Genomic DNA, 6,813 nt, shown 5'->3' with positions numbered 1-6,813 from the left:
TTAGAGTTCGGATTATTGGCAATCGCACAGAATATTAGAAAAAGAGTGGCATAAAATGCCTCTTTTTACACCAAAATACCGAAAATATATTTTTCCAATGTCTGAGCTTCGCATATTTAGAAAAATACCGAAAATCACACAGAAGTAAAATGCAAAAAAATAGGGCTGTCTCTTTTTCTTTAGAGACAGCCCCTTTAGATGGTATTAAAAAGCTAATTACTTAGCCTCGTTGTATCTTCTACTAACTTCATCCCAGTTAATAACATTAAAGAAAGCTGTAATATAGTCAGGACGACGGTTTTGGTAGTTTAAGTAGTAAGCATGTTCCCATACATCCATTCCTAAGATTGGAGTACCTTGACAAGTTACACCAGGCATTAATGGGTTATCTTGATTTGGAGTACCACAAACTGATAACTTTCCATCTTTCACACATAACCAAGCCCATCCTGAACCAAACTGAGTAGCTCCAGCTTTAGAAAAAGCATCTTTAAAGTTCTCAAAAGAACCAAAATCTTTTTCAATAGCAGCTGCTAATTCTCCTTGAGGTAAACCTCCACCATTTGGGCTCATTACTGTCCAAAATAAGTTATGGTTATAAAAACCACCTCCATTATTACGCACTGCTGCGTTATTCATGTCTAGGTTTTTTAATATCTCTTCTATTGATTTTGCTTCTAATTCAGTACCAGCGATAGCATTATTTAAGTTAGTTGTATAAGCTTGGTGGTGTTTTGTATGGTGTATTTCCATTGTACGAGCATCGATATTTGGTTCTAATGCATCGTAAGCATAAGGTAATTTAGGTAATTCGAAAGCCATAATTCGTATTATTTAAAGATTAGTATTAATTTTATTTCAAATTTAGGCATTTTATGCTTAATATGAAATAGTAGAATGGTTAATTAGCGTTAACACTTAAAGTCTTTATAATGATTGAAACTCCTTCATTTTCAATATATAACGCCTCTGCGGGCGCAGGAAAAACGCATACTTTAGTTAAGGAGTATCTGAAAATACTACTTTTAGATAGGCAAGATGATGCGTATCGAAAGATTCTGGCAATAACTTTTACAAATAAAGCCGTTGCCGAGATGAAGACTAGGGTGGTGGCATGTTTGGATAATTTTTCGAAAAAAGAAGTCGATCCTAAGTTTCGCGGGATGCTTGATCAAATTATTCAAGAGACTAATTTGACCGAGCAAGTGATACGAAGTAAAAGTGGACGTATTATCAAGAGTATTATTCACAATTATGCTTCCTTTGATATTTCTACCATTGATAAGTTTACTCATAGGGTTATTCGTTCTTTCGCTTTTGATTTGGACCTGCCAATGAGTTTTGAGGTTTCTTTGGATTCCGATGAGCTGTTACAAGAAGCTGTAGATGCTGTAATTGCCAAAGCGGGAGTTGACCAACAATTAACCAACTTGCTTATTGATTTCTCCATTGACAAGGCAGATGATGATAAAAGTTGGGATATAACTAGGGAGCTTAAAGAAGTTGGTTTTTTATTATTAAATGAAAACCATAGGGAAGAGATAGGACTTTTTGCACATAAAACATTAGAAGATTTTGTAGAAGTACGCAATTATTTAAAGAAGACAATAAAGGATTTAACTAGCTTTAATATAGAACAAGCTAAGAAGATCAAGGCTATTATTTTAGATAATGGTATGGATCCAGCTTCTTTTTCAAGAGGTACGTTTTTTAACCATATTGATGCAATTATTACCGATGATCCAAAAGCTACTCAAAGAAGTTACTTAGAGTTTGACGATGTGGCAATAAAGAAAACAGCAAAGGATAAGGATTTAATAGAGTCTTACGTGCCTATGTTTCTTAGATTATTACAGCCAGTATATGAGAATTATGCCAAAAGAGGGTTATACATAGCTTTTTTAAAAAACTTGACTCCTTTATCTTTATTAAATACCCTTAGTTTGGAAATGGATAAGATTCAAGAAGAAAAGAATATTTTATCAATAACCCAGTTTAACTCTATCATACATGAACAAATTCAGGATCAACCTGCACCGTTTATTTATGAAAGATTAGGGGAAAGGTACCAGCATTTCTTCATTGATGAATTTCAAGATACCTCGGAAATGCAGTGGCAGAACTTAATTCCTTTAATTGATAATGCATTGGCAGGTCAAGATCTTGCTGGTAATAAGGGAAGTTTAATGATAGTTGGGGATCCAAAACAATCCATTTATCGCTGGCGTGGTGGTAAGGCAGAACAATTCATAGCCTTAAGTAATACAGATAATCCTTTCTCTAACCCAAGTAAAAAAACTGTTCATTTAGATACTAATTATCGTAGTTATGCACAGGTAATTGAATTTAATAATGATTTTTTTAAACAAGTAGGAGAGTATTTCAATAAGGAGGATTATAAAAATTTATATGAGAATCAAAGCTCACAAAATACAAATAGCAAAAAGGGAGGATATGTAGCTTTAGAATTTATCGAAAAAGTAACTCCACAGGATAAAGAGCAAGGGATAGATAAAGATCTTTTATATGCTCAAGCAACTTTAAAGACTATTCAAAAAGCAGTTGAAAATGGTTTTGAACTACAAGATATTGTAATCTTGACTCGAAAGAGAAATCACGGAGTAATCTTAGCCAATTATCTTACAGAAAATGAAATAGATATTCTTTCTTCTGATTCATTGTTAATTAATAATGCTAGTGAAGTGAAATTGATCATTCAAGTTCTTCGTTATTTAAAGAATGATAAAGATTTAGAAGCAAAAACTGGCTTAATATATTATGTAGCTTGTAAAAACGGAATCCAACAAGAACGTCATGATTTTATCCGTGAAGGATTAAACATGAAAAGTGAAGCAGAATTTGAACTTTGGTTAAAGGAAAAAGGTGTTCCAATTATATTCGATTTTTGTAGAAGTAGGTCCTTATATGATGCTGTTGAATCCATTATTCACGCATTTATGCCAGATAAAATGGCTAACTCCTATGTGTTGTACTTTTTAGATTTAGTGTTGGAGAAAAGTTTAAAAAACCACTTTGGTATTAGTGACTTTTTAGAGTATTGGATATTGAATTACCAGAAATTTAGTATCCCAACACCAGAGGGTAAAAATGCAGTTCAAATCATGACCATTCATAAATCAAAGGGGTTAGAATTTCCAGTTGTTATCTTCCCTTTTGCAGAAGAGGACTACTCCAGACCAGATAGAGATAAGTTGTGGGTTGATTTTGATCAAGAAGATCCTAATATAAATTTCCCTAAGGCCCTAGTTGATCCTAAAAAGGAGGTAGAGCAATATGGGGTTTTAGCACAGCAAATTTACCTGGAAAAGGAGCAACAGACTTTATTAGATAATATCAATGTTTTATATGTAGCCCTTACTAGAGCAGAAGAACAACTTTTTGTTATTAGTTCACATAATACTACGGCAAAAGGTGATTTCTCTAACAATTTATCTAAGTTGTTCTTAGATTTCTTAGTACATAAAGGACTTTATAATCCTAGTGTACTTTATTATGAGTTTGGTTGTGCAAAGAAAGTATCAAGTCCAAAAGATCATGATTTGGACCTGAGCAATAAAATGATACACCCAGTTAGAGAGTCTTTGGAATTTAGCGCAATTAAAATTGCTCAAAAAGAAGCTTTAATGTGGGATTCTGAAAGCCAAAAAAGTATTGAATATGGAAATCTTATTCATAAAATTATGTCCTTTATAGGAGATTATAGTGATATAGATAAAGCAATGGAGCAAGCTCTTGAGCAAGGATTAATCCAAAGTGTTCAAGAAGATGCTTTTAGAGATATTTTAGAGCGAATAGTTTCGCACCCTGAATTAGTTGACTTTTTCTCTAAGGACAATAAAGTTTATAATGAGAGGGTGATTATTCAAGGAGGGGCTCGAAATACTATACCAGATAGAGTGGTTATTAAACCAAATGGAGATTGTTTGGTATTAGATTATAAGACAGGAAAACATGAACCTAAGTATGTGCAACAAGTTTTGTCTTATGGACAATCTTTAGAGCAGATGGGCTATAAGGTGATTAAAAAAGTGCTGTTATACACAACGGATGATTTAAATATAATACATTTGTAAAGTAATCAATATAGAATGCTATTAAAATTTTAGTATATGTACGGAAAAATTAAAGAACATCTTCAAAAAGAGTTGGCTGAAATCCAAGATAATGGATTATTTAAAAAAGAAAGAATTATCACTTCTGCACAGGATGCAGAAATAACAGTTTCTTCGGGAGCTAAAGTACTTAACTTTTGTGCTAATAACTATTTAGGTTTGTCTTCACATCCTGAAGTTATTCAGGCTGCAAAAGATACTTTAGATTCTCATGGATTTGGTATGTCTTCTGTTCGTTTCATTTGTGGAACACAGGATATTCACAAAACATTAGAGCAAAAAATCGCTGATTTTTATCAAACAGAAGATACTATTTTATATGCTGCTGCTTTTGATGCAAATGGTGGAGTTTTCGAACCATTATTAACTGCAGAAGACGCTATTATTTCAGATAGTTTAAACCACGCTTCTATTATTGATGGAGTTCGTTTATGTAAAGCAGCACGTTATCGTTATGAAAATAATGATATGGCAGATTTAGAGGCGCAGTTAATAAAAGCAAACGAGGCAGGACATCGTTTTAAAATCATCGTTACTGATGGAGTATTCTCTATGGATGGTCTAGTTGCTCCGTTAGATAAAATTTGTGATTTAGCAGATAAGTACGATGCATTAGTAATGGTAGATGAGTGTCATGCTGCTGGTTTTATTGGTGCTACTGGAAAAGGAACATTAGAGGCAAAGAATGTAATGGGGCGTGTTGATATTATCACAGGTACTTTAGGAAAAGCTCTTGGAGGTGCAATGGGAGGATATACTACAGGTAAGAAAGAAATCATTGAGCTTTTAAGACAACGTTCAAGACCTTACTTATTCTCTAACTCTTTAGCACCAATGATTGTTGGAGCTTCTATTAAGGTTTTTGAGCTTTTAGAAAAGGATACTACATTACGTGATACTTTAGAATGGAATACTAATTACTTTAAAAAGGGAATGCAAGAAGCAGGTTTTGATATCATCGATGGAGATTCTGCGATTGTTCCTGTAATGTTATACGATGCTAAATTGTCACAAGACATGGCTGACCGCCTTTTAGAAAAAGGAGTATATGTAATTGGATTCTTCTTCCCAGTGGTACCTAAAGGTAAAGCTAGAATTAGAGTACAACTATCAGCAGCTCATACTAAAGAGCACTTAGATAGAGCTATTGCAGCCTTTATTGAAGTAGGAAAAGAATTAAAGGTTATTTAATTTGATTAAGATTAACCCCTATATTTCTTGTAAATGTTAGGGATTAATCTTAATTTTGACTTAAATATCGATAAAATAGAAAATTTATGAAACATTTCAACAAATTTATCGCTGCCGTTGTTCTGTGTGCAGGTTTGTCTGTGCAGGCGCAAGATGCTGATCACCCGTGGTCAGTAAGTATTGGAGCAAATGCTGTAAATACCAAAGTGAGTTCAGCAAAAGGATTCTCACATCGTATGGGAGGATATTTCAATACATCAGATTATAATATCTTACCTTCTGTTTCTTACTTAAACGTTGCACGTTATTTAGGAGATGGTTTTTCTTTAGGAATTACTGGATCTGTAAATAAAATAACTAAATTCATCGCTCCAGAGAGCCAAGGATATTTAAAATATAATCCAGGTGATTTAATGTATTACGGAATTGATGCAGAGATTAAGTATAGTTTTAAAGAACTATTAAATTCTAAAGTTGTTGATCCTTTCTTATTAGTAGGAGGAGGATATACTTTCCTTGGGACAGCAAGTGCTGGAACAGTAAATGGAGGTTTAGGATTTAACTTTTGGTTTTCTCCAAGTGTAGCCTTCACTATTCAGTCTACTTATAAGCATTCATATGATGATAGTAGAGTTCCTGATGTTGGAGTTGCTTCTCATATGCAACACTTTGCAGGTTTACGTTTCCAATTCGGTGCAAAAGATAGAGATGGAGATGGAGTATTAGATAAGTACGATGAGTGTCCAGATGAGTTTGGTCTAGCTTCTTTAAATGGTTGTCCAGATAGAGATGGAGATGGTGTTCCGGATCATTTAGACGAATGTCCGGATGAGTTTGGTCTAGCTTCTTTGAATGGTTGTCCAGATAGAGATGGAGATGGTATTCCAGATCATTTAGACGAATGTCCAGATGTACCAGGCTTAGCTCAATTCAATGGATGTCCTGACACAGATGGAGATGGAATTCCTGATAATTTAGACGAGTGTCCAGAGGTTCCTGGTCCAGCTGAAAACAAGGGATGTCCTTGGCCAGATACAGATGGAGATGGAATTCCAGATTATTTAGATGAGTGTCCAGATGTTGCTGGTCCTGCTTCTAATAATGGATGTCCGGAAATTAAAGAAGAACATGTTAAGCAATTAAATGAGTATGGAAAAACAATCCTTTTCAATACAGGTAAATATACTTTCCAAAATTCTTCTTATGCAGTGTTAGATAATATTGCAAAAATTATGCAAGAATACCCTACAAGCAAATTCCATATTGCAGGGTACACAGATAGTACAGGAAATGATAAAATCAACATTCCATTATCTGATAACAGAGCTAATGCTGTAAAAGTATACTTAATCGAAAAAGGAATTGACGCATCTCGTTTAACTTCTAAAGGTTACGGATCACAAGACCCAATTGCTTCTAACAAGACAGTAACTGGACGTGAATTAAATAGACGTGTTGAAATACAATTAGTTAAGTAATTTTATACGTA

4 protein-coding genes are annotated in these 6,813 nt (G+C 33.9%); 3 read left to right on the top strand and 1 reads right to left on the bottom strand.

Annotated elements, in window-relative coordinates:
- Positions 1-216: 216 nt before the first annotated feature.
- Positions 217-822 carry a superoxide dismutase gene (locus ACYSNX_RS09855; RefSeq protein ID WP_461754512.1) on the bottom strand — a complete coding sequence of 202 codons (606 nt, stop codon included), beginning with the start codon at positions 820-822 and terminating at the stop codon, positions 217-219.
- Between the two features lie 110 nt (positions 823-932).
- On the opposite strand from ACYSNX_RS09855, the gene ACYSNX_RS09850 reads away from it, so the two are divergent.
- The 3 genes from ACYSNX_RS09850 (at position 933) to ACYSNX_RS09840 (ending at position 6,802) form a co-directional block, all read left to right on the top strand.
- Complete coding sequence (locus ACYSNX_RS09850) at positions 933-4,094, top strand: UvrD-helicase domain-containing protein (protein ID WP_461754511.1); 3,162 nt, start codon at positions 933-935, stop codon at positions 4,092-4,094.
- 36 nt (positions 4,095-4,130) lie between these two features.
- Complete coding sequence (gene kbl / locus ACYSNX_RS09845) at positions 4,131-5,324, top strand: glycine C-acetyltransferase (protein ID WP_461754510.1); 1,194 nt, start codon at positions 4,131-4,133, stop codon at positions 5,322-5,324.
- Positions 5,325-5,410: 86 nt separating this feature from the next.
- Positions 5,411-6,802 carry an OmpA family protein gene (locus tag ACYSNX_RS09840; protein ID WP_461754509.1) on the top strand — a complete coding sequence of 464 codons (1,392 nt, stop codon included), beginning with the start codon at positions 5,411-5,413 and terminating at the stop codon, positions 6,800-6,802.
- Positions 6,803-6,813: the final 11 nt, after the last annotated feature.

This window comes from Myroides sp. LJL115 (genome assembly GCF_054871665.1).
This window is presented reverse-complemented; position numbering and strand designations above follow the sequence as displayed.

Excerpts from the sequence above, each read along its gene's own strand:
- ACYSNX_RS09855 (WP_461754512.1), bottom strand. The coding sequence starts at position 822 with ATGGCTTTCGAATTACCTAAATTACCTTATGCTTACGATGCATTAGAA.
- ACYSNX_RS09850 (WP_461754511.1), top strand. The coding sequence starts at position 933 with ATGATTGAAACTCCTTCATTTTCAATATATAACGCCTCTGCGGGCGCA.
- kbl (WP_461754510.1), top strand. The coding sequence starts at position 4,131 with ATGTACGGAAAAATTAAAGAACATCTTCAAAAAGAGTTGGCTGAAATC.
- ACYSNX_RS09840 (WP_461754509.1), top strand. The coding sequence starts at position 5,411 with ATGAAACATTTCAACAAATTTATCGCTGCCGTTGTTCTGTGTGCAGGT.